Consider the following 24,864-nt stretch of genomic DNA (forward strand, 5'->3'; position numbering starts at 1 on the left):
AAGGGATGCTGAAGATTACAAAAGAACACAAGGCTCTTTATGCAAAAAAGTGGAAGTCTAAATTCGGAAAACTTGAAATCTAACGTGCTTCTTTATGGATGAAGAGGATTTGGGATGTTCGAGCCCAAAACTTGTGTTAGATTCCAAAAACAATTGCCCCCAAGAGGCGCAAAATAAATTGGCAGTAAAAATACTGCCATACTCAAAAGAAAAACTATGTGATGATACTTCTTCCTCACGTTCGTCCTTTTCTTCTATATCTATTTCAGCACAGTGTCTTTTTTCGTGCCCTAGCTGCAATAGGTTAAAGGTAGCTGAGGAATGGTGATTCTCTAAGTTTTGAAGATAGCAGACATTGTCCGCAACTGAAGATTGTTGCGAATCGGCATATAAATTTATGAATCCCCCCAACAATAGGAGAAAGAGTGGAAACAAATATTTTGCGAATGCCTTTTTCATTTCGGGGAACAAAGCTATGTTACCCAGACTTCTCGAGCAAATAGTAGTTGTTAATTATGGTTAAAATCGATTAGTGGGCTATTTTTCTTGATGAAAATTTTGTAAACGATGGCAAAAAATCAGAATTAGGTAAATTGTATTTTTAAATTACCTCACGGTGACAACTTTATTATTGATGATTTGAATGAAAAATCACTCAGATTGAATCTTTTCCATTAATTTACATTTAAAAGTTACCATTCCATTTTGAAAGCTACCGAACACCCTTTTTACCACCATCTAAAAAAATATGTTTCTTTCGAGGATGCCGATTTTTCAAAAATGCTTTCCTATTTTGAAACACTTACTTTGGGTAAAAAGGAAATAGCAATGCAAGCTGGCAATCCTTGCAACCATAATTACTTTGTGATGAAGGGTTGCTTACACATGTATTTTACTACAGAAAAAGGTACGGAACGTACTGTTCAGTTTGCCTTGGAGGGTTGGTGGCTGACCGATTTTTTGGCTTTCCAAAACCGTAGCAGTACGGATTTCAACATACAAGCCGTGGAAAAAAGTCAGGTTTTATCCATTTCCAGCGAACAACAAGAGCTATTACTTGAGGAGTTTCCAATGCTAGAGCACTATTTTAGAATTATTTATCAAATTGCTTATGGAGCATCATTGATCAAGGTCAAATATCTCTATGATTTGTCCAAAGAGGAAATTTACCTTCATTTCACCGAGCATTTTCCAGATTTTGCCCAACGTGTACCACAATATCTTATCGCTTCTTTTTTAGGATTGACACCGGAATATGTAAGCGAGATACGGGCCAAGAACCGTTCTTAAACCCGTTTAAGTTTTCTGCCTTTCAACTGGAATACCTTAGCATCATCATTCTAAAAGATATTATTATGGAAAAAAGAATTCAAATTGATGCGGTGGAACCTTTGGCCTTTAAAGCGATGTTCGGGCTTGAAAAATATCTACAACAGAGTCCACTCGACAAAATTCATTATGAATTGATAAAAATCAGGGCTTCGCAACTCAACGGATGTGCCTTTTGTTTGGATATGCACACTAAAGATGCCCTAAAGTTGGGCGAAGACCCTACACGGATATTTTTGCTGGATGCATGGTGGGAAACCGATCTGTTTTCTGAAGAAGAGCAGGTAATCCTAAAAGCTACAGAGGAAATTACCCTAGTGCATAAAAATGGGCTCAGTACCGAAACCTATCAAAAAGCTACCAAGCTGTTCAATGAAAATTACATTTCACAAATTATAATGGCCATTGTTACCATAAATGCATGGAACCGTATTGCGATAAGCACCCATAAACCTATACAGAAATAAGTATTCTCGGCAAATAATCTTGAGGAGGCCCCATTGTGGGCCTCTGTTTGTTTAGCACATATCAAACAAATATATCCTATATTAGTGTGTCCTAAATACCTCTAAAACTATTACATGAGAACCAAATTTGCTTCCATATTTGTTTTGTCGATACTTTTCTGTTCAGCATGCAAAAACTTCAAGGCAAAAGAAAACGATTCCGAACCAAAAGATGAAAATTTCAATACCATTGGGGTCAATAACGAGTATCAAATAGAAATTCCTCGTTTTATGAATGGCACTACGGGTTTGAACGAAGAAGCATCTTTGCAGTATCAAAGCTTGCGCCATGAGGCTTACCTGCTTATAATTGATGAACCTAAATTAGGTTTTGAACAGGTATACCGTGATTTGGAGCAATATGACGATAAGCTCTCCGTATTACAAAACTATAGGGATGCCCGTATTCAAATACTTTCCAGAACAACGAAAATCATTAATAAATTCAATTCAAAACCCTTTAAAATAAATGGACTAGATGCAGAATTTTTGGAACTCGAGGCCAAAGTGAATGGTGTGGACGATGAAATTTTCTATTTTCTAACCTTTGTTGATGGAGGTGAAAAGGTTTATATGATAATGGCTTGGACACTTAAAAACAGAAAAGAGGAGCATAAAAAAACCTTTAAAGCAATTGCCGAATCTTTTGAACTTATTAATTAGGAAATCGCTTTAAAGGCTTATACTGTAGTTGATACAATCTATTACTTGCTCAAATACATCTTTCTTCTTGCATACAAGTTATAGAACTCATCATCTTTTAGGCTATCAATAAAAAGTATGCTCTCTCCGGTACTCTTCATCTCTGGCCCCAAGTTTTTGTTCACATTAGGGAATTTATTGAAAGAGAACACGGGCTGTTTGATGGCATATCCATCCAAATGTGGCTTAAAGTCAAAATCCTTGACTTTTTTCTCGCCCAACATTACTTTGGTGGCATAGTTTACATAAGGTTCTTTGTATGCCTTAGCTATAAAAGGAACCGTACGCGATGCCCTTGGGTTGGCCTCGATAATGTATACGATATCATCTTTAACCGCAAACTGAATATTGATCAAGCCTACCGTATTAAGTGCCAAAGCAATTTTTTTGGTATGGTCTTTTATCTGTTGCAACACAAATTCACCCAAGTTAAATGGTGGCAATGTGGCGTTGGAGTCTCCCGAGTGGATTCCACAAGGCTCGATGTGCTCCATGATTCCGATAATGTACACATCCTCCCCGTCGCAAATGGCATCGGCCTCTGCTTCGATAGCTCCGTCCAAATAATGATCCAACAGCAACTTGTTGTTCGGTATTTTGCGCAACAAATCCACAACATGGGCTTCCAGCTCCTCTTTGTTGATTACAATTTTCATACCCTGACCTCCTAAAACATAGGATGGTCTTACCAACAATGGGAACTTTAGCTCATCAGCCAAATCCAAGGCTTCGTCCGCTGTTTCCGCGACTCCAAATCTTGGGTAAGGAATATCATTGTTCTTTAACAAAGTGGAGAAACTACCCCTATCCTCTGCCAAATCCAACGATTGGAAACTGGTTCCGATGATGTTGATGCCGTATTTATCCAGTTTTTCGGCAAGCTTCAATGCGGTTTGCCCTCCCAACTGTACAATTACACCTTCCGGCTTTTCGTGTAGGATGATGTCGTATATGTGTTCCCAGAATACGGGCTCAAAGTAAAGCTTGTCCGCAGTATCAAAATCAGTAGAAACGGTCTCTGGGTTACAGTTGATCATGATGGTCTCGTAACCGCATTCAGCAGCGGCCAAAACCCCGTGTACACAACAGTAATCGAACTCGATTCCCTGCCCGATTCGGTTAGGCCCTGAACCCAAAACCACTACTTTTTTCTTGTCAGTGACCACACTATCGTTGGCCACGTAGCGCTCACCAGTTGGTGTTTCTATCTCTTCCTCAAAAGTGGAATAGTAATACGGAGTAACAGCTTGGAACTCTGCAGCACAGGTGTCCACCAACTTATACACTCTGTTGATGTTCAAATCCATACGCTTGGTATGCACTTCGCTCTCCCAACAATCCAACATGTGAGCGATTTGTCTGTCCGCAAAACCTTTTTGTTTAGCTTCCAACAACAGGGCTTTTGGCAAGCTTTCTATGGTATATTTTGATATTTCTTGCTCCAGATAGTGCAATTCCTCATATTGTTTAAGGAACCACATATCTATCTTGGTGATTTCGTGGATACGCTTTAATGGAATCCCAAGTTGGATGGCATCGTAGATCACAAACACCCTATCCCAGCTCGGCACTCTTAATTTCTCGATAATAGTTTCGTAGTCCTTATAACCCTTACCATCGGCACCTAATCCATTTCGCTTGATTTCCAAGGACTGTGTGGCTTTGTGTAAGGCTTCTTGGAACGAACGCCCGATTCCCATCACCTCTCCTACGGATTTCATCTGTAGACCAAGGGTTCTGTCAGAACCTTCAAATTTATCGAAGTTCCAACGTGGTATTTTTACGATTACGTAGTCCAAAGTCGGCTCAAACAAAGCAGATGTGGATTTGGTAATCTGGTTGTCCAACTCGTCCAAGGTATAACCGATGGCCAGTTTAGCGGCAATTTTTGCAATCGGGTATCCAGTGGCTTTGGACGCCAATGCAGACGAACGGGAAACCCTTGGGTTGATCTCGATGGCTATAATATCCTCTTTTTCATCCGGACTAACGGCAAATTGTACATTACATCCACCGGCGAAGTCCCCTATACTGCGCATCATATGGATGGCCATATCCCTCATACGTTGGAAAGTACTGTCCGAAAGGGTCATAGCCGGTGCAACGGTGATGGAATCCCCTGTATGAATGCCCATTGGGTCCATATTTTCAATGGTACAAATGATCACTACGTTGTCGTTTTTGTCACGCAGCAGCTCCAACTCGTATTCTTTCCAGCCCATTAAGGCCTTATCAATCATTACTTCGTGGATGGGAGAAACTTCCAATCCATGGCTCAACATATCATCAAAATGTTCCGGATCGTAAACGATACCTGCTCCTGCCCCACCAAGGGTAAACGAAGCTCGAATTACCAAGGGGAAACCAAATTCCTGGGCGATTTCCTTTCCTTTTAAGAATGAGGTAGCGGAAGCCTGTGGTGGCATCCCCACCCCTATTTTAAGCATGAGTTCCCTAAATTTCTCACGATCTTCGGTAATGTTGATGGCATCGATATCCACACCTATGATCTCCACGCCAAAATCTTCCCAGATACCCTTTTCATCAGCTTCGATACATAGGTTCAATGCGGTTTGCCCCCCCATAGTTGGCAATACAGCATCAATATTTGGGTGCTTTTGAAGTATTTCTATGATCGATTTGGTTGTCAACGGTTTTAGATAAACATGGTCCGCCATAGTGGGGTCCGTCATAATTGTAGCGGGATTACTGTTTATCAAAATCGTCTCGATACCATCTTCCCGAAGGGAACGAAGTGCTTGGGAACCAGAATAATCGAACTCACATGCCTGGCCGATAATGATCGGACCAGAACCAATAATCAAAATGGAATTTAAATCTTTTCTTTTTGGCATTTTCTTTAGGGGTTTCTCGTTATTTGCTTATATGTCAAAAAAAAGGTGTTACCTAGAAAAGTAACACCTTTAATTTAAATAATAGATACTATCATTATTTTTTATGTCTTGGCTCAGAGGAAACAGTTAATCTTTTTCTTCCCTTGGCTCTTCTTCTCGCAAGAACTTTTCTACCATTGGCAGTCGCCATGCGCTCCCTAAAACCATGCTTGTTTCTTCTCTTCCTTTTGGATGGTTGATACGTTCTTTTCATTTCCGAACTGTTTTATGGATTTTGTTGATGGGAATTCTGTTTCCCTAAAAAATTCTGGGCGCAAATATACAAAGACTTTTTACTTTGGCAAGCCCAAACTTAAAATATTTAATTAAGTTTTTAGTACTTTTGCCAGCGCTAAACCAAAGGTAAAAATTACTAGACGATATGTTCAATAAAAATATTAAGCTTGTTATTGCCGTTCTTATCATTGCTTATGCCGTTTACCAGTTTGTGGAAGGCAACATTGGCAATGGAATCGCACTAATTTTGCTCTCCCTTGTTTTCATCTTCCTTTACTTTAGAAATGAATTTATTCTTTTGGCCTTTCTTAAAATGAGAAAGCAAGATCTGGACGGAGTGCAAAACTGGCTTGATAAAATTAAGAACCCTGAGTCTGCCCTTATTAAAAAACAAGTAGGTTATTACAATTACCTGCACGGGATTATCTACTCACAAAAAAACCTGACCCAAGCAGAAAAGTACTTTAAAAAGGCCCTCAAGTTTGGTCTCACCATGGATTACGACGTGGCCATGGCCAAATTGAGCCTGGCAGGTATTGCTATGCAAAAGCGAAGAAAGCGTGAAGCAACCCAGTTGTTGAACGAGGCCAAGAAGTTGGACAAGAACAACATGCTTACCGACCAGATCAAGATGATGCAGCAACAGATGAAGAAGATTTAAGAGGTTTTCTTTTTCACTCTCACTCTCCTATTTCTTTTCTTTTATATTGATGGGTGTATTACAATAGTAGTATAAGTGCTTGATTTGCCCACAACAACCCTTTATAAAATATTTTAACTACAATGTAGTTTATTAAAAACTATTAACTACATTTACGGTAAATATATTTGAAATGAACAAATCAACTCTTGGAGAATTTGAGGAGATTGTCTTACTGATTGTCGCCATTTTGAGCGGTGATGCCTACAGCGTAACCATTATTTCAGAAATTGAAGAGCGATTAGACCGAAATGTCAGTTTGGGAGCCGTACAGACCGTTTTAAAAAGGTTGGAGAAAAAAGGTTTACTGACATCTGATTTGGGAGATGCCACAAACGAGAGAGGCGGAAAACGCAAGCGACTCTACGAGATTACCGCGGAAGGGCAAGAATTACTGGACCTCAACAAAGCCCAAAGAAATTCCCTTTGGAATGCCATACCCAAGCTATCATTCAATTTTTAAGCAATGAACCCAAAAGAACATAAGCCGCTACGAATTGCATTGGCATTCTTTAACTGGTACTGCCATCCCGATTTTCGAGAAGAAATTGAGGGGGATTTAATGGAGCGCTTCAATAGGTATTGCTTAAAATATGGGTACGCCAAAGCAAACAGACTCTTTGTAAAGGATGTCCTTTTTCTATTTCGCCCAGCCATCATTGGAAATATTTATCACTTAACACATACAGATACTATGGAACTTACACATCAAAACAAACGACTTATCACTATTTTGGCCATTGCCTTGTCCATTCTTCTTATCCCGTTCATCGCTATGGGTTTTACCAACGAAGTTAACTGGTCAGTTTTCGACTTTCTCTTGATAGGTGTTCTATTGTTTGGCGCAGGACTGGTGCTTGAACTTATTTTGAGAAAGGTCAAAACCTTACGTTATCGCATTATCTTGGGCATTGCATTGTTCGCGGTCTTACTTTTGGTTTGGGTAGAACTTGCCGTTGGCATTTTTGGAACACCATTGGCCGGTAGCTAAAAAAATAAATTACAGAGCCCTTCACTTTAACTATTTCGTCTGCACGTTGATGCTATTTTTCAATTATGTACTATCCAATCTGCCTTAATGGCGTTAACATCTACCCCCTATTTGGTGATTTCTTGATAGGTGCGCCTTACATCTTTGATTTTTCTTCCAAAAACCCAAAAACACTGGAATACAACCTTTTTGATTTTAAGGAATTCAACGAAGTTATTTTTGATGAATTGGAGACCACTTCGCATCATTGGGGCATTGGCAGATATTTGGAAGAACGCAAAACCCTCCTACGCGCCTACCCCAACATTATAGAGGAAAAACGGTATTACCACCTTGGGTTGGATATAATAGTGCCATACGACACGGCAATGTATGCGCCTTTGAATGCCGTGGTTTATGAAACAGGCAAAGAAACCGCCATTGGTAATTATGGGGGCTACATTATCCTAAAACATGATATTGTTGGTGCCGTTTTTTATTCACTGTACGGACACTTAAAAACGCCCCACTTGGTCAATGTTGGTGACACAATCGGAACTGGGCAAAAGTTTGCGCACATCGGCAAAGAAAGTGACAGCGGCGGTTGGTTTTGCCATGTGCACCTGCAAATTCTCACCCAAGCAGCAATTGACCAGGGTTATTCGGACTGGGGATAATTTCGCCCGAATTACTGCCAAAAGTGGAAACGTATTTCCCTTCGCCTTATTTTTTGTTTAAATACTAGAAAGTGTGAATCAAGAACTTACTTCCCCGTACTTCCCACTCGGTAATACCCTTTGTTCGGAATTTCAATAGTGTACTTCTTTTTTGAAGCATTGTTCAAATGCGGTTCGCGTAACCATGGATTGTGTCGCTTCAAAACTTTATAATTTATTTCGTAAAGCTCAGCAAAATCCGCCCAATTTGCCACGGCCGTATCTACCTCAACAGTAAAGGTTGGTACTTTTTCGTACATATCTTCCTCTTCCAATTGAAAACCATATTTGTCACGATTGGAAATAATCTCTTTGATGGCCAAAATACGGAACACATAGCGTCCTGTCTCCTGCCCCAATAGCAAGTCGTAATAATCATCCACCTGCTGAATGCCCATATATTTTTGAATTCCCGCAGGTCCGGCATTGTAAGCAGCCGCGGTCAAAGTCCAGCTTCCAAAGCGATCTTTCCACTTGTTCAAGTAATCACAGGCCACTTGGGTAGCTTTCTCTACATGATAGCGCTCATCCACATTATCGTTCACCTCAAGGCCATACTCCCTTCCGGTACCTTTCATAATTTGCCAAAAACCTGTGGCACCGGCAGGCGAAACCACATTTTCCAATCCGCTCTCGGCGACGGCCAAATATTTAAAGTCATCAGGGATTCCATTCTTTTTAAGAATGGGTTCAATTATCGGAAAATATTTGTTGGCCCGCTTCATCAACAAAAGGGCATTTGACTGCCAATAGGTGTTTACCAAAAACTCGCGATCGACCCGTTCCATAATCTCCGGATCTTCTTGAGGTACGGCTTCACCTGCAAAATTCAAATCTTTGGGAATCTCAATGGCGCTAATTTGATAGGTATCAGCCACATTTTTGTCCGTAACCTGCGGCTCTACCACTTTTGTTTCAGGCTTCTCCTCTACTCCATCAGACTGCACAGCAAAAATTAAAGTGCTCACTACAGCTATTAATCCAATAAATGCCAATATATTTTTCAAGTATTTCATGTCGTCGCAATTTTTATTAAGTGTAAAGATACTATTATAAAGACGAAATTATTCCAAAATAATTGTGGGGAGATGCTCATTAAACCATCTAGCTCGATGGATTATCATCGTATGTGTACCATTTTTTACCACGGTACACTTCTTTATATTGACCATAGGAAAAACAGCATCACGCTCCCCTTGGATATGTACTACATTTGGAGGAGGGACTTCTTGCTGCCAATTCACAATTTGATCTATGCACCAATCAATATAAGATTTGTCGCGAATGGATAGATATTTCTCGTACAAATGAAGCCGTTTGGTCACCGTTTCGCCAAAGGCATATTTGGCCAATAATTCCACATTGTTGACCAAACTGGTGGGCAAAAGTTTGTGAACTTTGGTGTATTTGGCAAAAATCATTCTTTTGGGCAGTTCATGCCTGCTTTTTACAGACGACACCACGATTACTTTTTTAACCGGGATGATTTTGGCCATTTCCTGCACCAACATACCGCCAAACGAAACCCCCAACAACACAGGGTTGGGCTCATTGATCTCTTCGCACATCTTTTGGGCATAGTCCATCAGGCTCATTCCCTTTTCGGGAACAAACCATTCCAGTTTATGTACACTAAATTGATTTTCCGGTAGCTTGATCTCATCAAAGATGGAAACGTTGGCAGCCATTCCTGGCATAAGGTACACATGGGTTTTATTATCGGACATATGACACCAAATATCGCTAAGCACTAGGAAATTAGCAATATTTTGACTAATTTTGTATCCCTTTTGCAGCCAACCCCGCTTAACGAGCATATTTTTTTTAATTAGGGGAATTTAGAAATGCCCGCCTTGGGTTTTTTCTACAAGTCATTTAAAAAAACAAGTACTATATGACAACATTGGAAATCACTGACAATAGTTTCTTGCGTCAATTTGAAACTACGGTCAATGGGCATTTAGCCAAAATTGAGTACTCTTCACAGGAGCGCAAAGTATTTTTGACAAAACTGGTTATTCCAGAGGAAATTACTAAAGAGGGTTTTAAGGAAGATTTCATCAAAGCGGTATTGAACGAAATCCAAGAAAGCAACCTTAGAGTTGTGCCCACAAGCCCACAGATTGCAGGTTTTCTTAGAAAAAACAGGCAATACAAAGAAATGTTACCAGTAGGTATCCGAATTTGATCTAACCAATCATCAGAAAAGCATGTAAACCTCCTCGACCGGGAGGTTTTTTTATGCAGTTACCTCATTGGATACAAACTCGAACCGTACCAGACCATCGGCATCAATATCGGTAAGCTCCACTTTATGTAAGGTATTCACCAAATTAGGGTCCCAAGGTGCTTTTACCTTTACGTAGTTTTCAGTAAATCCGTGGATGTAGCCCTTTTTGTTTTCGCCTTCGAACAAAACGGTCCGGACAGTGCCCAATTGACTCTCGTAGAACGCCCTGCGTTTTTTGGCGGATAAGCCCCTCAGCATTTTACTGCGTTTACTACGCACTTTTTGGGGCACCACATCCCCCATTTCAGCTGCTACGGTATTATCCCTTTCAGAATAAGTGAACACATGTAAATAGGAAATATCCAAATCGTTCAGGAAATGATAGGTCTCCAAAAAATGCTCGTCCGTTTCACCTGGGAAACCAACAATCACATCTACCCCAATACATGCATGGGGCATCGCATTTTTGATGCGATTTACCCTATCCACATACAAATTGGACAAATAACGACGACGCATCTTTTTTAAAATATCATCGCTACCGCTCTGTAACGGTACATGAAAATGAGGCACAAAAGAATTGCTCTGGGCCACAAAATCTATGGTCTCGTTCTTTAACAAGTTGGGCTCAATGGAAGAAATACGAAGTCGGTGGATTCCTTGAATGGTATCCAAGGCCTTCACCAAATCCAAAAAAGTATGTTCGTGCTTCTTGTTCCCGAACTCTCCTTTTCCATAATCACCAATATTGACGCCCGTCAACACAATCTCCTTGATATCCTGCGATGCAATTTCCCGAGCATTGTTCAACACATTCTCCAACGTATCGCTGCGAGAAATACCACGTGCCAGCGGAATGGTGCAATAGGTGCACTTATAGTCACAGCCATCCTGAACCTTTAAAAATGCACGGGTACGGTCGCCAATGGCATAACTGCCCACGTAAAAATCGGCATCTTCGATTTCGCAGGAATGTACTTCACCTTTATCATTTTTGGTAAGATCGTTCAGGTAATCGGTTATTTTGAACTTTTCAGTAGCTCCGAGTACCAAATCCACACCATCCACTTCTGCCAGTTCCTCCGGTTTTAATTGCGCATAACAACCAACTGCGGCCACAAAAGCATCAGGATTTGCCTTTTGAGCCTGTTTTACGATGGTCTTAAATCGCTTATCGGCATTCTCCGTAACCGAACAGGTATTGATCACATACACATCCGCCTCTTCCGAAAAGTCCACACGCTCAAACTCCTCCTTTTCAAAACCTCTGGCAATCGTAGAAGTTTCGGAGAAATTGAGTTTACAACCCAGCGTGTAAAATGCGACTTTTTTGCTCATATAACTGCCTTGTTATTAAGGGGCGCAAAGATAGTGATTTGTTGGGAGTTATCGTAGAGGGGTTATTGATTATTGATTATTGATTATTGGATTGTTGGATGCTTCGATTTTTTGGAGTTTGGGGTTGTTCGGTTTTTTGTTGAAGGTTGAAGGTGGAAAGGAAAAAGGTCAAAGATGAAGGATCAAGGAATCATAGGATTATTCAGGCTGTCATTCGGAACCAATCCCTGAGTGAAGTCGAAGGGCAGTGAAAAATCCATCTTCCTTGGTCACTTTGCCCCCCAAATGACAAGCACTACTTTAAATGGGCCTGAAGATGACCGAGTAGCAAAAAACAAAGCGTTCTCGACTCCCCTCGAACTGACAATAAGTATATGTTAACTCATTACCACTTAATAGCTACTGATTTTTGGTTGTTTGTTGTTCAAGTATTGGCTATTTCCCACCGCTTACTTCCATCCTTGATTTTTCCGCTTCCTTAATCGCAGGCTTTCTTATCAACCCCTTTAATAGTCCAATTGTTAGGTGATTTTTTAAGGGTGGAGTACGCAGCAATACCATCATTGTCATTGAGACATAGATGTAGTCCTTGCGCACCGAGCTTTACCTTGGGCTGAACCTTTTGTGACGCCCAGCCAATGAGGGTTTTGGAAAAGTTAATGGCAGACATTCCGCAGTCATCCAACATATGCATCATTCCATCTGTTCTTATTGGGTCGATACTGCTGATGTCCCAACTGCCCAAGTTTTGATCAAAAGAACTGGCCGAAGAGAACATAAAATCCATTTCTGCTACAGACGAAGTATCCCAACCGCCAATTTTACCGTTAAAAGAGATAGCTCCGTCAAACATATAAGCCATACGCGTTACAGACGAAGTGTCCCAACCACTAATGTCCTTGTTAAAGGCTCCCGCCCTAAGGAACATACCGGTCATATTGGTTACATTGGAAGTGTCCCATCCGCCAATTTCCCCGTTAAATGTAAAGGCATATGAGAACATATAGGCCATATTGGTTATGGTGGAAGTGTCCCAACCACTGAGGTCGCCCCTTATGAGCCACGCACCATGAAAGGTTTTTTCCAAACTGGTCACATTGGTAAGGTCCGGGGCATCTGTAGCGGTGTACAACATTTTGGTGCACCATATAAATGCATAGGATAAATCCTGCCATACTATATTGCCCCATTGTTCCATACCTACCAATTTCTTCGGTTCATCATCTGAAAACTCAAAAACGGGGTTCATATTAAATGCTGGGAACCTCCCTTGTATTACAACCCGGTAGGTGCCCGGAGCCGAATAAGTGTGCTCAAACATATTGGTATCAGGCACCTGATCAATACACTCTACGGTACCATCGCCCCAATCTATGGTGAAGTCATAGTCATAATCGGAATTGGCCCCAATATAAATGGGCTCCTCGGGAGCGGTGGTCTCCCATTTGGTTATAAATGAAGTGGTGTCCTTTTCTTCCATTACAATGATTGCCTTTTTTAACAATTAAAGCAAATTCAGGAATTATATCGAAATCTTGACTGCTAATTGACCAATGCCCTATTTGAGTTGACGGATGATACGTTTGGATTGACGAAGAATTCGGGTTAAGGGTTAAGGGTTAAGGGTTAAGGGTTAAGGGTTAAGCGAAAGTAATGGTTCGATTATTGAATGGTTCGATGGTCAGTTGCCTTCTTGACACGAATTCCACGAATTTTCACCAATGGAGCGCCGGGCCCTGAGCGGAGTCGAAGGGGCATGGTTGTTCGATTGCTCGATTTTTGGATTATTGGATGGTTCGATGGTTGGTCTTTAGGAAAGCGTTCTCGACTGCGCTCGAACTGACAAGCAACGTTTGTTCATTGTTCACTGTTAATTGTTCATTGCCAACTGACTTCTGACTTCTGACTTCTGACTTCTGACTTCTAAAAAAACAAAAACCGGAAAAGCACTTGGCCCTCCCGGTCTTTGCATTATAAATATCTTTTTGTGTTAATTACAGTTTTTTAAACCATCCCATTCGAATTCCCAATTGTTTGGCTCACTTGATAAAGTAGTAAAAGCTGCAAGTCCACTGGCATCGTTAAAGCATACATGCAAACCTTCAGCACCTAAAGTTACATTGGGTTGTACCTCTTGGCCCGCCCAGCCAATAAGCGTGTTGGAAAAATTAAGTGCGGACATTCCATTAGCATCGAACATATCGGACATAAATTCTACACTACTAATATCCCAATCGCCCAAGTCTTGGTCAAACAATGTGGCTCCCTCGAACATATATGACATATTGGTAATATTGGAAGTGTCCCAACCACTAAGATCTCCATTGAATGATGTTGCATTGATAAACATTTCCGACATATCTTCTACATTGGAAAGATCTGGGGCATCTGAGGCATTATAGATCATGTTTTCACAATCAGAGAAAGCACCAAATAACGATTTCCAAGAAATGGCACCCCATTGCTCTATGCTCATCAGTTTGTTTCTACTATTAACTTCAATACTAATCGATGGTAACTCACCTTGAATGGACACGGAGTAAGTCCCTGCCGTATCATATGTATGTGGTAGTAATTCACCATCCGGTACAACATCGATATGTTCAACAGTACCGTCTCCCCAATTTATAATGAAATTATTCGTGTGTTCATTCCATAGGTACAATGAAATTTCTTCCCCATCCACTTCTGTTTTCCATGTGGTCACAAAAGCGGCTTTATCGTTGGGGTCAGCCTCGGCCACATCTTCAACGGTAATGGTTATAGTGGCCTCTACAGTTTCCTCGCTATCGGTAACACTTACGGTAATGCTGTGGGAGGTCGCGGTCTCGTAATCCAGCGTTTTGCCCTCTGCCAAGGTAAGTACACCGCTTTCAGAAACGGCGAACAGGTCGTTGTCGTTTTCTTTCATTGTAAACGTCAAGGCATCGCCATCCGCATCGGTGGCCTCAATAGCCCCCATACTTTCACCAGCAACATGGTTCTCCAATATGGAAAAGTTTTGATCTGTCATTTCGGGGGCTTGGTTGGTGGGAGCAATGCTTGTTACCTTAATGGTAATCGTGGCACTGGCCGAATCTTCGCCATCGTCCACCTTCACCGTAATGGCGTGCTGTTCCTTGGTGGCTGCATCCAATGTTTTACCACTTGCGAGGCTCAGGTCGCCCGCTGCGGTGATCTCAAACAGGGCATCGGAGTTGGTGGCAATAGTGAAAGTCAATGTATCGTCATCGGCATCTGTTGCCGTTACCTTACCGATAACCTCTGTATCGGAAATGGTCTCCGCAACCGTAAAGGTCTTTGAGGCTATTACCGGGACGCTGTTCTCGTCCACCGATGGGGTCGGACCATCGTCCTTTCCGCAGGACCAGAACATGGCCACGGCCAATATTGAAAAAAGTAGCTTTTTCATAATTTTTTTGTTTTATGGATTATATATTCTTGCCAAATTCGGGAGTTTCCACAAGGTTTTGGGCCACCAATTGACGGATGCCCCATTTGAGTTGACGGATGAGGGGTTTGGATTGATGGAGGTTTGGGTGAAAGGGTAAAAGGTGGAGGGTGAAGGGTTGTTGGATGGTTGGATGGTTGGATGGTTGGATTGTTAGTTACCATCTTGACACGAATTCCACGAATTCTCACTAACTGAATGCCGGACCCTGAGCCGGGTCGAAGGGACATGGTTATTGGTTTTTGGTAAAAGGCAAAGCGTTCTCGACTGCGCTCGAACTGACAAGTGATGATTATTGACTGCCTTCTGATTAACAGCCACCGTTAATTGCATGTTCCTCATTGATAACTGTTAATTGTCTATTGTTCATTGTAAACTGCCAACTGACTCCTGAATTCTGACATCTTTTAAGTACCTTGTTCGTTCATACCAACCGTAAAACAACACAATGAAAAAAATCGCATTCCTCATCTTGTTTGTTCTAATCGCCAATCTATCTGTTGCGCAAGAATACCAGCCCACCAAAGAAAATCTTGAAAATAGGGAATGGTACCAAGATGCCAAATTCGGTATGTTCATCCATTGGGGCGTGTATTCCGTTTTGGGCCAACACGAATGGGTGATGGAAACTGAATCAATTGACGTAAAAACCTATGAGAAACTGCCCGCATTCTTCAACCCGACCGAATTCGATGCCGAAGAATGGGTGTTACTGGCCAAATCAGCGGGTATGAAGTACATCACGATTACTTCCAAGCACCATGATGGCTTTGCCATGTTCGACAGTAAATTATCGGATTGGGACATTATGGACCGTACCGTTTACCAACAAGATGTCATCAAACAAATGGCCGAGGCCTGTAAAAAGCACGATATAAAGTTATTTCTGTACTACTCGCAACTGGACTGGCACCATAACGATTATTATCCAAGGGGTGACACAGGAAAAAAAGCGGGACGGCCAGACCAGGGAAATTGGGAAAGCTATTTGGATTACATGAACGGTCAGCTCACAGAACTATTGACCAATTATGGTGAAATAGGCGGTATTTGGTTTGATGGCTGGTGGGACAAAAAAGAGGCTGATTGGCAGCTCAGAAAAACCTACGACCTTATCCACCAGCTACAACCGCAGGCCATGATCGGGAGCAACCACCACCAAGCACCCAACCCTGGGGAGGATTTTCAAATGTTTGAAAAAGACCTGCCCGGAGAAAACAAAGGTGGTTATAGTGCCGAAGCAACCGTTGGAAAGCTCCCCCTTGAAACCGCAGAGACCATGGCGCACCGTTGGGGTTTTTCTTTACAGGACAAAGCATATAAGTCATCCAAAGAACTGATTCAGTATTTGGTGAAAGCAGCAGGATACAATTCCAACTTTTTGCTCAATGTAGGCCCAATGCCAAACGGTAAGATTCAGCCTGAGTTTGTAAAGACCTTAAAAGTTATAGGAGATTGGACAGATACCTACGGTGAAACCATTTACGGGACACGAGGCGGCCCTATTTCGCCACAGAGTTGGGGGGTATCTACCCAAAAAGATGATAAAATCTACGTTCACATTATGGATTGGAAAACGGATAGTTTCCTTTTCCCAACAATTCAAGGTGAGCTAAAATCTGTTTTTGATTTTCAAACAAAGAAGAAATTGAAATTTGAGACCAATTCTTACGGAACGCTGGTACAGCTTCCTGAAGGACGGGATTATGGCCAAGCAGATTTTGTGTTGGAAGTGACTATCAAATAATAGCTACCATGAAGAAGTTATGTGTTATATCGGCCCTCATCATAACCCTTGTTTCGTGTGAGAACAAAGAGAAGGCAGATACAACCATGGAATACAACGAAATGATTGTTAGGATTGCGGAGCTGGAAATTGTGGAAGAGCAGCTTAAAAATTACCTTACCGAACTCAACATAGAAGCTAGGGCATCCATGGAAAAGGAAAGTGGCGTTATTTCCATTTTCCCGATGTCCCATAAAGAAACTCCCTCAAAAATTACAATAGTTGAGATATATGCGGACAAGAACGCTTATGAAGCCCATTTGGAAACACCACATTTTAAAAAGTATAAAACCACTACAGCTGAAATGGTAAAATCTTTAAAATTGATTGACATGGGCGCTGTTGATTTGGAGAGCATGCCCTTGATTTTCGAAAAATTAAAATAGTGTCTACCCAAAAAGACATGTATCCCTTTTAACCAACACAAACATTCAACTTTTTAACTTTTAAGACATTACATCGAATTTAGCTAAAAACACCACTCCGAATCACTAAATTCCCTAATTTAGTGGCCGTTGATAATTTTCAACGATTCTGCGCAAATGTAACCCCATTACATTTTAACCCATTTTGGGTGTATACGTCACGGCATATAACCGATTGACGGGTTTACTATATATTTTAATTTTTAGAAACTTATTTAAAATGAAAAGGGGCATCAAATTAATTCTAATCACCCTAGGTTTTCTAGTGTTGATCATCGTTATACAATTTCTGGTGGTTAAAAAATTGGATGGCAAAATCATGGAAGCAACTCATTTTGCCGAAATCTCAGAGAATCAAGGTATTCCCAAAAAACTACCTTCAGTTTTTCTGGACAGTTCCAGATTTTTCCTCAAAATTCCTTTGATATCCAAAGACTCTATATTAGCCTATTGCGATACCGGAGGAGGGTTTACCATGGTCCTGCCACGAATCACCGAGCAAGAAGACATAGAACCACATGTAAAAACAGGCCTTTTAAAAGGGGTGATGCCCTTTGATTATGTCCTATTCAATGATATCGTGGATAACCCAGACCTGCCTCGCCCCTATCCTATGCGGAATTTTGTTATTCGAACACCTTTTAACGCTGTTAAAGAACCCTTTCTAGTAATTCCTCCAATGGATGGTGAACTAAAAATGGTATCGGAAAAACTGCCTCAAATGGATGCCTTTCTTGGACAGGGCTTTTTTATGGGCAAGTCCTGGACCCTAGATTATCCAAATCAGGAGATATGGACCAACACACCATTAAGCGCAAAGGATATATCAAATCCGAATGTGCAAAAAATAGGATTAAAAAAGAACGAACAAGGTTCGGTAGTTTTTGGACACCCTAGCATGGAAATTCTGGTGGCCGGGGAACCGATTGACGTATTATTTGATACCGGAGCCAGTTTTGTGCTCTCCGATCAAGGTAAAAAACAGTTTAACACTCAGTCGGAAACCATGAGCGGTTCTTTTATTGCCGCCTCTATTTTTGACCAATGGAAACAACAACATCCCGATTGGAAAATCTATCCTGCATCGGATTTGGACAGGGATATCATCGAAGTGCCCGAGGTAAAAGTGGGAACCCATATAGTAGGTCCAGTGCTCTTTGCCAGAAGAAAAGATGAAATTTGGTCGGAAAGTATGGTACATTCCATGGACAAAATTGTAAAAGGAGCCATAGGAGGTTCCATGTTAAAACACTTCAAAGTAACCATTGATTATAATTCACAATTGATCAAGTTTGACCATACCCCAAAAATCACTACATCAACTACCGATATCGAATAAATTAAGCCAAGATTGTTTCATTTTGATGTAACTTCGTTAGATGCTATTTTCTTTATCGAAGATAAATTAATTCAACCTTGGACCAACTGTTCAAAATATTTAGATACACTACCGAAGATGCCAAAGCTTTAGAGAACAAGCAAGTAGAAACGCATGTCCACGATTTTGAAGAGTTGATCATTGGAGCCAAGGGCAAGATTTCGCATTTTATTGATTTTGAGGACGAAACGGTCTATGCTCCGTTTGTTAGTTTTGTTACCAAAGGAAAGCCTCACCAGTTGCTCCCGCAAACACATCAAGGGGAGTGTGACCTTTGGGTTATCCGTTTCCGAAGTGAGTTTATGTCCGAGGTGATTTTTAAGATGTACGGCTATTTTCACAACCGTGCCAACGTCACGCTTCCCGGAGACCAATGTTTTGACAGGCTTATGGCATTGTGCCAAATGATGTTTGATGAAACTCAGCGTCCCAACCCCGGTCTTATAGTTATCAAGCAATTATTTATGACGCTGCTTACCATCATCAACCATGAAAGGCCCACGAATATTAAATCCGATTCTGCAAATTCCGCCTCAGAGACCTATACTCATTTTCTGCATATTTTGGAAGATAACTTCCGACGGAACGTTAAAATTTCATTCTATGCTGAAAAGCTTTTTATGAGCGAGCGTAACCTCAATATTGTATGCCAAGAAGTAATGCAACAAAGTGCAGGCGAAATTATTGAGACCCGCAAGTTGAACGAGGCAAAAAACCTTTTGGTGAACAGTAATAAAACAATTGCCGAAATCGGATTTGAGATCGGATACAACGAAAAAGCCTATTTTTCCAAGGTCTTCAAACGAAAAACAGGTTACACACCAACCGTTTTCCGAAAAGAAATGAAACAGCTCATTTCTTAAAAGTACAACGTTTCTTCCCAAACGTATTACCCACTACCTCTAAATATATCCAACCTTTGTGACAGAAACATACCATATAAACAGGGTATGCAGGTATACTCCAATGACAGATTTAGAAACTTTACGCTCTCTTAACCAGAGTCTGCCTTTTACGCAGAAAATGCCTGTTTTGTTTTTGGGGCATGGGAGCCCAATGAATGCCATTGAGGAGAATGAGTTTGTTGCAAGTTTCAGACAATTGGGAAAGGAAGTAATCAAGCCCAAAATAATTCTTTGTATTTCAGCACATTGGGAAACCAAGGGTACCAAGGTAACTGCCATGCAGAATCCTCCAACAATCCACGATTTTGGTGGTTTTCCGCAAGCACTCTTCGATGTGCAATATCCTGCACCTGGAAGTCCGGAATTGGCAAGAGTTACCAAACAAATCATTACCAAGACAGATGTGGAGCTAGATACACACTGGGGTTTGGATCATGGTGCATGGAGCGTCATCAAGCATATGTATCCAAATGCAGATGTACCTGTAATTCAGCTAAGCTTAGATTACACAAAGCCTCCCAGATATCATTACGAATTGGCGCAACAACTGGAAACCTTGAGACATAAAGGAGTTCTAATTGTGGGAAGTGGTAACATAGTACATAACCTTCGCAAGGTAAAATGGGATAAATTGAACGATACCTATGCTTGGGATTGGGCCGAAGAAACCAATGAAAAAATAAAATCCTTCATAGTCGACGGAAATCATCAAGCACTAATAGACTATGGAAAACAAGGCACCAGTTTTGCCTTGTCCATTCCAACGCCGGAACACTATTTACCCTTGATCTATATATTGGGACTGAAAGATAAAAAAGAGTCAATAGACCTGTTCAACGATAAAACCGTCGGAGGTTCCATTGGGATGCTTTCGCTTAAAGTTGAATAATGATTTAATAATAGAGTCCATCATATGATATAAGCTCTTAAAAGTATTTGCCTCTTTACTTTGATTGATGATGGGGCCCCCAGTTAGCCAACGTACCAGTGGCGCTGGGGGTTTTCTGTTTTTAAATACCAAGAACTTCTCAATAAATAAACCATCAAAATTCGTTAACTTCAACGTCTAACTTAAACCAACCCAATGAAACTACGATTAATTCTTGCTGGCCTTATAATTTTGGCCGGCTATTCCTGTAAAACAGAACCAACCTCTTCCTTGGCCGATTATCAAGGGGAAGAAAACTATTCCGTGATCATGGGCGAGGCCAAAGTGGGCTATTTAAAAGCCGAAACTTCTGGTGACACCATCAACATCGATTACGATTACAAAAACAATGGCCGTGGTCCAACCATGAAAGAAACCATTGTGCTCAACGCCGAAGGCTACCCGATAAGCTGGGAAGTAACCGGTAACACCACTTTTGGAAATGCGATAAACGAGCAATTTTCCCTTGAAGGAAATGAAGCCTCTTGGACGGACGCCACCGGCTCTGGAAATGCTTCCGTGGATGCCGCGCAGCTTTACGTAAACCAATTTGGCAGTCCCTACTCAGCTGTGCTAGCTGCCCGTTTATTGATGGATGCCCCGGACAACACGCTGCCAGTGCTTCCGGCTGGCAACCTTACATTGACCAAAATGGAAGACCTTACCGTGCCGAGTTCAACTGGGGAGGGCGAATTGGCCTTGACCACCTATGCACTTTCTGGTGCCGAAATGAATCCATCTTACTTTATTATGGATGACAGCGACCGCTTCTTTGCCTATATCTCACCACGCTACATTGTGGTGCGCGACGGCTACGAAGCCGAGGAAAAAGACTTGCGCCAATTGGCGGAGAACTATTCTGCGGAGCGCTACGAGAAACTTCAAAAAGAATACGCCAACAACTACGATAAAAAAGTCCGTATCAAAAATGTAAAAGTGTTCGACCCGAAGAACCTATCCCTTACCGAAGCTGTATCCGTAGTTGTGGAGGGTGAAAAAATTACGGCCATTGAAGCTGCCGATGCCACCGGAGAAGACGAAGTCATTATCGAGGGCAATGGCGGAACCTTGGTGCCCGGCCTATACGAAATGCACGCACATACCGGCGACAACGGTGCCCTATTGAATATTTTGGCAGGTGTTACCTCGTTCCGCGATATGGGGAACAACAATGAAGTACTCTCCAAATTGATTGAAAAAATTGAAAGCGGAGTTCTTGCCGGCCCCCGTGTGACCCGAATGGGCTTTATTGAGGGGAAAAGTGAATACAATGCCAATAACGGTATTTTGGTCGCTTCCGAAGAAGAAGCTCTGGCAGCTGTGGACAAGTATGACAGCTTAGGTTTTTACGGCGTAAAACTCTACAACAGTATGAACGGGGATTGGGCGCCGGCCATCGTAAAAAAGGCGCACGACCAAGGCCTGTTCGTGGCAGGCCACGTACCTGCATTCTCCAATGCAAATGCCATGCTACGCGCCGGGTTTGACGAAATGACCCACATTAACCAGACCATGTTGGGCTGGGTATTGGAACCAGACGAAGATACCCGTACCCTTTTGCGCTTAACGGCCATGAAACGTTTCCCAGGGCTGGATTTGAACAGCGATAAGGTACAAGAGACTATGGATTTGTTCGTGGCAAACGAAACTGCCATGGACCCTACCTTGGCCATTCATGAGCGTTTGATGCTCTCCCGAAACGGTAAGGTCACCCTTGGTGCCTTGGATTATGTGGACAACATGCCGCCCAACGAACAACGTAGCCTAAAGGTTGCTTTGGCCCAGATTGCGAATGACGAAGAGGACAAAGCATACCGTGAAGCCTATGACAAAATCGTTGAAACCTTAAAAATGATGAAGGACAAAGGCATCTTAATTGTACCCGGAACCGATTTGGGCGGAGCCTTTAACCTGCACCGCGAACTGGAATTGTATACTGAACAATTGGGCTACACTCCTGCCGAAGTATTAAAATTGGCCAGCTACGATATGGCCGAGTACTTGGGGCACGATAGTTTGGGAAGCATTGAAGAAGGCAAATTGGCCGATTTCTTCCTGGTACCAGGGAATCCTGTGGAAGATATTAAGGCCATAAAAACCATTTCCATGGTTTCACGTGGTGGAACGTTCTATTTCCCATCCGAAGTGTATCCGGCATTCGGTATAACCCCATTTACCGAAAAGCCAGAAGTAAAAGAATAAAAGCCTTCCCAAATAATTCACAAATGGTCAACGCAAATGCGTTGACCATTTTTTATTCCCTAATTACATAAAAATCATATCTTTAGAGAAACCAACCTCTCTTGTCTTGTTTAGATTTTTCCGTACCATACGATTACGCTTGCTAGGCGAAAATAAAATCAGTAAATACCTGCTGTATGCGCTAGGGGAAATCATTTTGGTGGTGATAGGGATATTGATTGCCCTTCGCATCAACAACTGGAACGAAAACAGGAAGCTGTACCAAGAAGAAAAAGCCACCATTGCCAGCCTTAAGCTCGAGTTCGAAAAAAATCTTGGCACTCTTAATGGGGATATTACCGCTTTACAAGGCATTATCGAGGCTTGTAATAGCTTACTGGAACACACAGGCCCGGATTACGAGTATGGTGCCCTGCCAGCGGTGGACAGTCTGGTAAGTGTGACCTCCCGAATGTCCGTTTGGGACCCGAGTCTTTATACTTTGGGCAATATTAAAAACACCGGGAAGCTGTCCAACCTATCCAATGAGGAACTGAAAGTATTATTGATAGAATGGGAAACCTTTTACGCCAATCTATTGGACTGGGGCGACTTTTATGTGAATAGGGGCAACACATATTTTGATTATCTGTTGCACAACTCCCTGAATCGAAACCTGTTTGCCGGGGCCCCATTTCAACTCAGCCCCTCCAAATTTGAACGGAACAACGAGGAGCTGTTGCTAAAACCGGAGTTCGAAAATTACATTACCAACCGTGTTTTTATCAATGGATTTATGTTAGGTTTTTACCAAGAAGCCAAAGCACGCTTAACGGCCATTATTGAACAGTGTGAGATGTATGAGAATGTACAATAAGATTTAATAAATCAAATAACCCAGCAGCTCTTTCTCTACTACTTTAAGAACCTCCGCCCCCTCCGACCAAAGCAGCATAAATAAAAGAACAAACAGAAGATGTTATTTCAGTTACAACTTTAAAAATTCCGCCACTTTTGGGTGACCTCAAAAACATGTTCCAAAATTTGGGCCTCGGTTTCGTTGAATTCCATGTTGCGGCGCTTCATCATAGCCTCCGCAACCTCAAATGCCTTATTAGTTCTAAAAGTGGTATAGGTGCCCGTTGCACCGCCCCAACTAAAACTAGGGATAAAGTTTCTGGGGAATCCACTTCCAAAAATATTGGCGCTAACACCAACCACCGTACCTGTATTGAACATGACATTAATACCACATTTACTGTGATCTCCCATCATCAGCCCACAAAATTGAAGTCCTGTTTTGGCAAAACCCTCAGTTTTGTAGTTCCAAAGTCGAACTTCGGCGTAGTTGTTTTTTAAATTAGAGGTATTGGTGTCCGCCCCAATATTGCACCACTCCCCTAACACGGAGTTGCCCAAGAAACCATCGTGACCTTTATTGGAGTTGGCGAAGAGCACAGCATTGTTTACCTCACCTCCGAGCTTGCACCCTGGTCCTGCAGTAACCGCTCCGTATATTTTGGCACCCATTTTTAAAATAGCGCCTTCACAAAGGGCCAATCCACCACGAACCATACAACCTTCCATCATCAAGGCATTTTTACCTATGTAAATGGGACCCGTAGAGGCATTTAAAATGCAAAATTCCACTGTGGCTCCTTCCTCTATAAAAATGTTTTCAGGGCTCTTTACTTGATTCGTATCGGGTATGGGTTGACTTTTTCTCCCTTTGGTAATCAAATCAAAATCAGCTTGAAGTGCCGCTGCATTATTGGAAAAGATATCCCATGTATTTTTTATGGTCAGTACTTCATCATCAAAAGGAATAGCGGTGTATGCCGATTCTTCAAAACCTGTTTCCAGATTTTCAGTTACATATGCGATATAACCCTCTTCTCCTATCAAAGCTTCACCCATCTCTAAATCCTTGATGGCCTCTACCAAACTTTTATTGGGCAGATAACTACCGTTGACCACAGTGTTTTCAGCAGTAGCCGTCAAAGGGTACTTTTTCGAAAGATATTCTTCCGTTTGATGGCTCATAGATGCATTCAACCATTTTTCCCATTTCTCGGTAATTGTCAAGATACCTACTCGAATCTCGGACACGGGGCGGGTAAATGTAAATGGGAACAGGTCTTCACGGTGATTGCCGTCGGAAAGGATATAGTTCATAGCTCTGCTTTGA

At 41.8% G+C, this 24,864-nt stretch carries 24 protein-coding genes; 15 read left to right on the forward strand and 9 right to left on the reverse strand.

Features of this window, described 5'->3' with window-relative positions:
* Positions 1 to 57: 57 nt before the first annotated feature.
* The gene (locus GUA46_RS09440; RefSeq protein WP_108244632.1) at positions 58 to 459 is read right to left on the reverse strand and encodes a hypothetical protein; all 402 of its coding nucleotides are present in this window, start codon (positions 457 to 459) and stop codon (positions 58 to 60) included.
* 246 nt (positions 460 to 705) lie between these two features.
* On the opposite strand from GUA46_RS09440, the gene GUA46_RS09445 reads away from it, so the two are divergent.
* The 3 genes from GUA46_RS09445 (at position 706) to GUA46_RS09455 (ending at position 2,498) form a co-directional block, all read left to right on the forward strand.
* The gene (locus tag GUA46_RS09445) at positions 706 to 1,290 is read left to right on the forward strand and encodes a Crp/Fnr family transcriptional regulator (RefSeq protein WP_229418480.1); all 585 of its coding nucleotides are present in this window, start codon (positions 706 to 708) and stop codon (positions 1,288 to 1,290) included.
* Positions 1,291 to 1,355: 65 nt separating this feature from the next.
* Positions 1,356 to 1,796, forward strand: a complete 441-nt coding sequence (locus GUA46_RS09450) for a carboxymuconolactone decarboxylase family protein (protein WP_176620280.1) — start codon at positions 1,356 to 1,358, stop codon at positions 1,794 to 1,796.
* Between the two features lie 114 nt (positions 1,797 to 1,910).
* Positions 1,911 to 2,498: a hypothetical protein gene (locus tag GUA46_RS09455; RefSeq protein WP_176620281.1), complete on the forward strand. Its 588-nt coding sequence runs from the start codon at positions 1,911 to 1,913 to the stop codon at positions 2,496 to 2,498.
* 41 nt (positions 2,499 to 2,539) lie between these two features.
* Here GUA46_RS09455 and carB read toward each other — a convergent pair whose 3' ends face one another.
* Both carB and rpmH read right to left on the reverse strand, forming a co-directional pair.
* Positions 2,540 to 5,392 (reverse strand): carbamoyl-phosphate synthase large subunit, encoded by a 2,853-nt coding sequence (gene carB / locus GUA46_RS09460; protein ID WP_176620282.1) that lies wholly within the window; start codon positions 5,390 to 5,392, stop codon positions 2,540 to 2,542.
* Between the two features lie 94 nt (positions 5,393 to 5,486).
* A complete protein-coding gene (gene rpmH / locus GUA46_RS09465) occupies positions 5,487 to 5,645 on the reverse strand; it encodes a 50S ribosomal protein L34 (RefSeq protein WP_072882462.1) in 159 nt (52 codons plus the stop codon).
* A 168-nt stretch (positions 5,646 to 5,813) separates the two neighbouring features.
* Here rpmH and GUA46_RS09470 point away from each other — a divergent pair, with 168 nt between their 5' ends.
* The 4 genes from GUA46_RS09470 (at position 5,814) to GUA46_RS09485 (ending at position 8,015) form a co-directional block, all read left to right on the forward strand.
* The gene (locus tag GUA46_RS09470; RefSeq protein WP_176620283.1) at positions 5,814 to 6,329 is read left to right on the forward strand and encodes a DUF2892 domain-containing protein; all 516 of its coding nucleotides are present in this window, start codon (positions 5,814 to 5,816) and stop codon (positions 6,327 to 6,329) included.
* A gap of 172 nt (positions 6,330 to 6,501) precedes the next feature.
* Positions 6,502 to 6,831: a PadR family transcriptional regulator gene (locus GUA46_RS09475; protein WP_176620284.1), complete on the forward strand. Its 330-nt coding sequence runs from the start codon at positions 6,502 to 6,504 to the stop codon at positions 6,829 to 6,831.
* 3 nt (positions 6,832 to 6,834) lie between these two features.
* A complete protein-coding gene (locus GUA46_RS16775; RefSeq protein WP_218109536.1) occupies positions 6,835 to 7,359 on the forward strand; it encodes a permease prefix domain 2-containing transporter in 525 nt (174 codons plus the stop codon).
* Positions 7,360 to 7,424: 65 nt separating this feature from the next.
* A complete protein-coding gene (locus tag GUA46_RS09485; RefSeq protein WP_176620285.1) occupies positions 7,425 to 8,015 on the forward strand; it encodes a peptidoglycan DD-metalloendopeptidase family protein in 591 nt (196 codons plus the stop codon).
* Positions 8,016 to 8,101: 86 nt separating this feature from the next.
* On the opposite strand, the gene GUA46_RS09490 is transcribed toward GUA46_RS09485, so the two are convergent.
* Together GUA46_RS09490 and GUA46_RS09495 are read right to left on the reverse strand one after the other, a co-directional pair.
* Positions 8,102 to 9,070: a lytic transglycosylase domain-containing protein gene (locus GUA46_RS09490; protein ID WP_176620286.1), complete on the reverse strand. Its 969-nt coding sequence runs from the start codon at positions 9,068 to 9,070 to the stop codon at positions 8,102 to 8,104.
* 48 nt (positions 9,071 to 9,118) lie between these two features.
* Entirely contained in the window at positions 9,119 to 9,781 is a 663-nt protein-coding gene (locus GUA46_RS09495; protein WP_176620287.1) for an alpha/beta hydrolase, read from the reverse strand.
* A 167-nt stretch (positions 9,782 to 9,948) separates the two neighbouring features.
* On the opposite strand from GUA46_RS09495, the gene GUA46_RS09500 reads away from it, so the two are divergent.
* Complete coding sequence (locus GUA46_RS09500) at positions 9,949 to 10,242, forward strand: GNAT family N-acetyltransferase (RefSeq protein WP_176620288.1); 294 nt, start codon at positions 9,949 to 9,951, stop codon at positions 10,240 to 10,242.
* 51 nt (positions 10,243 to 10,293) lie between these two features.
* Here the strand turns inward: GUA46_RS09500 and mtaB are convergent, their stop codons facing one another.
* The 3 genes from mtaB to GUA46_RS09515 all read right to left on the reverse strand — a co-directional run bounded on the left by mtaB (position 10,294) and on the right by GUA46_RS09515 (position 15,034).
* Entirely contained in the window at positions 10,294 to 11,622 is a 1,329-nt protein-coding gene (gene mtaB, locus GUA46_RS09505) for a tRNA (N(6)-L-threonylcarbamoyladenosine(37)-C(2))-methylthiotransferase MtaB (RefSeq protein ID WP_176620289.1), read from the reverse strand.
* 478 nt (positions 11,623 to 12,100) lie between these two features.
* Positions 12,101 to 13,102 (reverse strand): BspA family leucine-rich repeat surface protein, encoded by a 1,002-nt coding sequence (locus GUA46_RS09510; protein ID WP_176620290.1) that lies wholly within the window; start codon positions 13,100 to 13,102, stop codon positions 12,101 to 12,103.
* Positions 13,103 to 13,612: 510 nt separating this feature from the next.
* A complete protein-coding gene (locus tag GUA46_RS09515) occupies positions 13,613 to 15,034 on the reverse strand; it encodes a BspA family leucine-rich repeat surface protein (RefSeq protein WP_176620291.1) in 1,422 nt (473 codons plus the stop codon).
* 487 nt (positions 15,035 to 15,521) lie between these two features.
* Here GUA46_RS09515 and GUA46_RS09520 point away from each other — a divergent pair, with 487 nt between their 5' ends.
* The 7 genes from GUA46_RS09520 (at position 15,522) to GUA46_RS09550 (ending at position 23,553) form a co-directional block, all read left to right on the forward strand.
* Positions 15,522 to 16,820 carry an alpha-L-fucosidase gene (locus tag GUA46_RS09520; protein WP_176620292.1) on the forward strand — a complete coding sequence of 433 codons (1,299 nt, stop codon included), beginning with the start codon at positions 15,522 to 15,524 and terminating at the stop codon, positions 16,818 to 16,820.
* An 8-nt stretch (positions 16,821 to 16,828) separates the two neighbouring features.
* On the forward strand, positions 16,829 to 17,245 hold the full coding sequence (locus GUA46_RS09525) for a putative quinol monooxygenase (RefSeq protein WP_218109537.1): 417 nt from the start codon (positions 16,829 to 16,831) through the stop codon (positions 17,243 to 17,245).
* Positions 17,246 to 17,603: 358 nt separating this feature from the next.
* The gene (locus GUA46_RS09530) at positions 17,604 to 18,623 is read left to right on the forward strand and encodes a hypothetical protein (RefSeq protein WP_176620293.1); all 1,020 of its coding nucleotides are present in this window, start codon (positions 17,604 to 17,606) and stop codon (positions 18,621 to 18,623) included.
* A 77-nt stretch (positions 18,624 to 18,700) separates the two neighbouring features.
* Positions 18,701 to 19,525, forward strand: a complete 825-nt coding sequence (locus tag GUA46_RS09535; RefSeq protein ID WP_176620294.1) for a helix-turn-helix domain-containing protein — start codon at positions 18,701 to 18,703, stop codon at positions 19,523 to 19,525.
* 103 nt (positions 19,526 to 19,628) lie between these two features.
* Positions 19,629 to 20,456, forward strand: coding sequence for a 4,5-DOPA-extradiol-dioxygenase (ygiD, locus tag GUA46_RS09540; RefSeq protein ID WP_108244617.1), 828 nt, complete (start codon positions 19,629 to 19,631; stop codon positions 20,454 to 20,456).
* A 195-nt stretch (positions 20,457 to 20,651) separates the two neighbouring features.
* Positions 20,652 to 22,697, forward strand: coding sequence for an amidohydrolase family protein (locus GUA46_RS09545; protein WP_176620295.1), 2,046 nt, complete (start codon positions 20,652 to 20,654; stop codon positions 22,695 to 22,697).
* Between the two features lie 106 nt (positions 22,698 to 22,803).
* Positions 22,804 to 23,553, forward strand: a complete 750-nt coding sequence (locus GUA46_RS09550; protein ID WP_176620296.1) for a DUF6090 family protein — start codon at positions 22,804 to 22,806, stop codon at positions 23,551 to 23,553.
* A gap of 119 nt (positions 23,554 to 23,672) precedes the next feature.
* Here the strand turns inward: GUA46_RS09550 and GUA46_RS09555 are convergent, their stop codons facing one another.
* Positions 23,673 to 24,851 carry a GlmU family protein gene (locus tag GUA46_RS09555; protein ID WP_176620297.1) on the reverse strand — a complete coding sequence of 393 codons (1,179 nt, stop codon included), beginning with the start codon at positions 24,849 to 24,851 and terminating at the stop codon, positions 23,673 to 23,675.
* Positions 24,852 to 24,864 lie beyond the last annotated feature (13 nt).

Source organism: Flagellimonas chongwuensis (assembly GCF_013376415.1).
Classification (GTDB): Bacteria; Bacteroidota; Bacteroidia; order Flavobacteriales; family Flavobacteriaceae; genus Flagellimonas; species Flagellimonas chongwuensis.

Excerpts from the sequence above, each read along its gene's own strand:
- GUA46_RS09440 (WP_108244632.1), bottom strand. The coding sequence starts at position 459 with ATGAAAAAGGCATTCGCAAAATATTTGTTTCCACTCTTTCTCCTATTG.
- GUA46_RS09450 (WP_176620280.1), top strand. The coding sequence starts at position 1,356 with ATGGAAAAAAGAATTCAAATTGATGCGGTGGAACCTTTGGCCTTTAAA.
- GUA46_RS09455 (WP_176620281.1), top strand. The coding sequence starts at position 1,911 with ATGAGAACCAAATTTGCTTCCATATTTGTTTTGTCGATACTTTTCTGT.
- carB (WP_176620282.1), bottom strand. The coding sequence starts at position 5,392 with ATGCCAAAAAGAAAAGATTTAAATTCCATTTTGATTATTGGTTCTGGT.
- rpmH (WP_072882462.1), bottom strand. The coding sequence starts at position 5,645 with ATGAAAAGAACGTATCAACCATCCAAAAGGAAGAGAAGAAACAAGCAT.
- GUA46_RS09470 (WP_176620283.1), top strand. The coding sequence starts at position 5,814 with ATGTTCAATAAAAATATTAAGCTTGTTATTGCCGTTCTTATCATTGCT.
- GUA46_RS09475 (WP_176620284.1), top strand. The coding sequence starts at position 6,502 with ATGAACAAATCAACTCTTGGAGAATTTGAGGAGATTGTCTTACTGATT.
- GUA46_RS16775 (WP_218109536.1), top strand. The coding sequence starts at position 6,835 with ATGAACCCAAAAGAACATAAGCCGCTACGAATTGCATTGGCATTCTTT.
- GUA46_RS09485 (WP_176620285.1), top strand. The coding sequence starts at position 7,425 with ATGTACTATCCAATCTGCCTTAATGGCGTTAACATCTACCCCCTATTT.
- GUA46_RS09490 (WP_176620286.1), bottom strand. The coding sequence starts at position 9,070 with ATGAAATACTTGAAAAATATATTGGCATTTATTGGATTAATAGCTGTA.
- GUA46_RS09495 (WP_176620287.1), bottom strand. The coding sequence starts at position 9,781 with ATGTCCGATAATAAAACCCATGTGTACCTTATGCCAGGAATGGCTGCC.
- GUA46_RS09500 (WP_176620288.1), top strand. The coding sequence starts at position 9,949 with ATGACAACATTGGAAATCACTGACAATAGTTTCTTGCGTCAATTTGAA.
- mtaB (WP_176620289.1), bottom strand. The coding sequence starts at position 11,622 with ATGAGCAAAAAAGTCGCATTTTACACGCTGGGTTGTAAACTCAATTTC.
- GUA46_RS09510 (WP_176620290.1), bottom strand. The coding sequence starts at position 13,102 with ATGGAAGAAAAGGACACCACTTCATTTATAACCAAATGGGAGACCACC.
- GUA46_RS09515 (WP_176620291.1), bottom strand. The coding sequence starts at position 15,034 with ATGAAAAAGCTACTTTTTTCAATATTGGCCGTGGCCATGTTCTGGTCC.
- GUA46_RS09520 (WP_176620292.1), top strand. The coding sequence starts at position 15,522 with ATGAAAAAAATCGCATTCCTCATCTTGTTTGTTCTAATCGCCAATCTA.
- GUA46_RS09525 (WP_218109537.1), top strand. The coding sequence starts at position 16,829 with ATGAAGAAGTTATGTGTTATATCGGCCCTCATCATAACCCTTGTTTCG.
- GUA46_RS09530 (WP_176620293.1), top strand. The coding sequence starts at position 17,604 with ATGGAAGCAACTCATTTTGCCGAAATCTCAGAGAATCAAGGTATTCCC.
- ygiD (WP_108244617.1), top strand. The coding sequence starts at position 19,629 with ATGACAGATTTAGAAACTTTACGCTCTCTTAACCAGAGTCTGCCTTTT.
- GUA46_RS09545 (WP_176620295.1), top strand. The coding sequence starts at position 20,652 with ATGAAACTACGATTAATTCTTGCTGGCCTTATAATTTTGGCCGGCTAT.
- GUA46_RS09555 (WP_176620297.1), bottom strand. The coding sequence starts at position 24,851 with ATGAACTATATCCTTTCCGACGGCAATCACCGTGAAGACCTGTTCCCA.